Annotated in this window: 3 protein-coding genes; all 3 read left to right on the top strand. The window is 64.0% G+C overall.

Going from position 1 to position 2,353, the window contains the following annotated elements; translation table 11 throughout:
- On the top strand, positions 1-1,372 hold a 1,372-nt coding region (locus tag I5W_RS27735; RefSeq protein WP_044531684.1), incomplete at its 5' end, for a HAMP domain-containing methyl-accepting chemotaxis protein.
- 23 nt (positions 1,373-1,395) lie between these two features.
- Positions 1,396-1,863 (top strand): chemotaxis protein CheW, encoded by a 468-nt coding sequence (locus I5W_RS27730; RefSeq protein WP_044531683.1) that lies wholly within the window; start codon positions 1,396-1,398, stop codon positions 1,861-1,863.
- On the top strand, positions 1,860-2,353 hold a 494-nt coding region (locus I5W_RS27725; protein ID WP_044531682.1), incomplete at its 3' end, for a CheR family methyltransferase. The genes I5W_RS27730 and I5W_RS27725, both read left to right, overlap by 4 nt.

The following is a 2,353-nucleotide window of genomic DNA, read 5'->3' as shown; positions in this document are numbered from 1 at the left end:
CCTGCTACGTCGCAATGCCGAGCGCCTGGACAAGCTGCAGGCGGATTATGACCAGACCGTCTTCAGCGACACTGACCGCAATCTATTCGAGCAATTCAAGCAGACGCGCCAGAAATACCGCGCCCTGGTCGGTGAGGTGCTGAAGATGGATTTCAGCCAACGCCCCCCCATCGACAAGCTCTTCAACGAACAGATCCGCCCGCAGTGGCGCGCCGGTTACCAGTTGACCCAGCGCATGGTCGATACCAACAAGGCCATCGCCGATAAAGCCGCCAGCCGCATCAACGAGGCCGTCACTGCGGCGCAGTTCGCGATGATGACTGCCCTCATGGCCGCCTTGCTGGCGGCCATGGTGTGCGGTTTCTTCCTGCTGCGCGCCATCAACGAGCCGCTGCAAAAGCTCATGGGCATCCTCGATGTGATGCGCTCGGGCGATTTTTCGCGCCGCGTGGCGCTGGCTCGCAATGATGAGTTCGGCGTGCTGGGCAGCGGCTTCGACCGCATGACCGATGAGTTGGCCGCGCTGGTATCGCAGGCGCAGAAATCCTCTGCGCGGGTTGCCACTTCGGTCACCGAGATCGCTGCCACCGCCCGCCAGCAGCAGGCCACCGCGGCCGAGACCGCCGCCACCACCACTGAGATCGGTGCCACCTCGCGTGAGATCCATGCTACCTCGCGTGATCTGGTGCGCACCATGAATGAAGTCTCGGTGGTCTCCGAACAGACTTCCGCCCTGGCCGGCAATGGCCAGGCCGGCTTGACCCGCATGGGCGAGACCATGCACAACGTCATGGATGCGGCCGGCTCGGTCAGCGCCAAGCTGGCCATCCTCAATGAAAAGGCCGGCAACATCAACCAGGTCGTCACCACCATTACCAAGGTGGCAGACCAGACCAATTTGCTGTCGTTGAATGCCGCTATCGAAGCCGAGAAGGCCGGCGAACACGGTCGCGGCTTCTCGGTAGTGGCCACCGAAATACGCCGCCTGGCCGACCAGACCGCCGTGGCTACCTATGACATCGAAGTGATGGTCAAGGAGATCCAGTCGGCGGTCGCGGCCGGCGTGATGGGCATGGACAAGTTCTCCGACCAGGTCCGACGCGCAATGCAGGACGTGCAGACGGCCGGCAGCCAGCTCTCGCAGATCATCGCCCAGGTGCAGGCGCTGGCGCCGCGCTTCCAGATCGTCAATGAAGGAATGCAGGCCCAGGCCAACAGCGCCGAGCAGATCAACCAGGCGCTGGTGCAACTGTCCGAAGCGGCGCAGCAGACGGTGGAGTCGCTGCAGCAGTCCAGCCAGGCCATCGAGGAATTGAACGTGGTTTCCAATGAATTGCGCAATGGCGTGTCGCGCTTCAAGGTGTCGGACTGAGCCCCGCGTCGGAGCGGTTGACCATGAACCAGCCCTTGTTCCTGTTGTTTTCGCTGGGCGAGGAGCGTTATGCCTTGCCCACCGCCGAGGTGGCCATGGTGCTGCCACTGTCGCCTTGCAAGGCCTTGCCGGGGACACCCGCCTGGGTCGCCGGCTTGCTGCCGCATGGTGAGCGCCACGTGCCGGTGATCGATCTGTCCATGCTGGCATTGGGCCGTGCGGCGCCGGCCCGGGTCAGTACACGCCTGGTGCTGGTGCATTACCGTGCTGGGTTGAGCACGCCGGTGTTGCTAGGCTTGCTCCTGGAACGCGCCACCGAGACCTTGCGCGCCGATCCGGCGCATTTCACCAACCCTGCCATCCGCAATGAAGGGGCCCCTTATCTGGGGCCGGTCATGCCTTACCAGGGCGGCCTGCTGCAGCGGGTACAGGTGGACGACCTGCTTGATCCCGCCACGCGCGCCTTGCTCTATCCCGAGGCGCTGGCATGAAGACCCTGCCGCATATCGCCGACCTGCTCAAGGCCGCCATGGGCCTGGATATGGCTACCGTCGGCAGCAGCCTGATCGAACGCGTGGTGCGCGAACGCATGGCGGCGCTGGAGATCACCGACGACAGCCTCTACCTGGCCGTGCTGCAGACTTCCGAGACTGAACTGCAAGCCCTGATCGAGTCGGCCGTGGTGCCCGAGACCTGGTTCTTCCGCGACCGCGAAGCCATTTTCGCCACCGCCCGCCTGGCGCGCCAACGGCTGGCAGAGCAGCCTGCGGTGCCGGTGCGCATCCTGAGCCTGCCGTGCTCCACCGGTGAAGAACCCTATTCCCTGGCCATGGCCTTGCAGGAGGAGGGCGTGGCGCCGACCCAGTTCGTCATCGATGCCTATGACATCCGTACCCGTTCCCTGGAGATTGCCGCAGCCGGTGTATACGGTCGCAATTCTTTCCGGGGCCAGGATCTGGGCTTTCGAGACCGTCATTTCAC

The organism is Herbaspirillum sp. B65, assembly GCF_000333555.1.
GTDB classification, from domain to species: Bacteria; Pseudomonadota; Gammaproteobacteria; order Burkholderiales; family Burkholderiaceae_D; genus Herbaspirillum; species Herbaspirillum rubrisubalbicans.
This window is presented reverse-complemented; position numbering and strand designations above follow the sequence as displayed.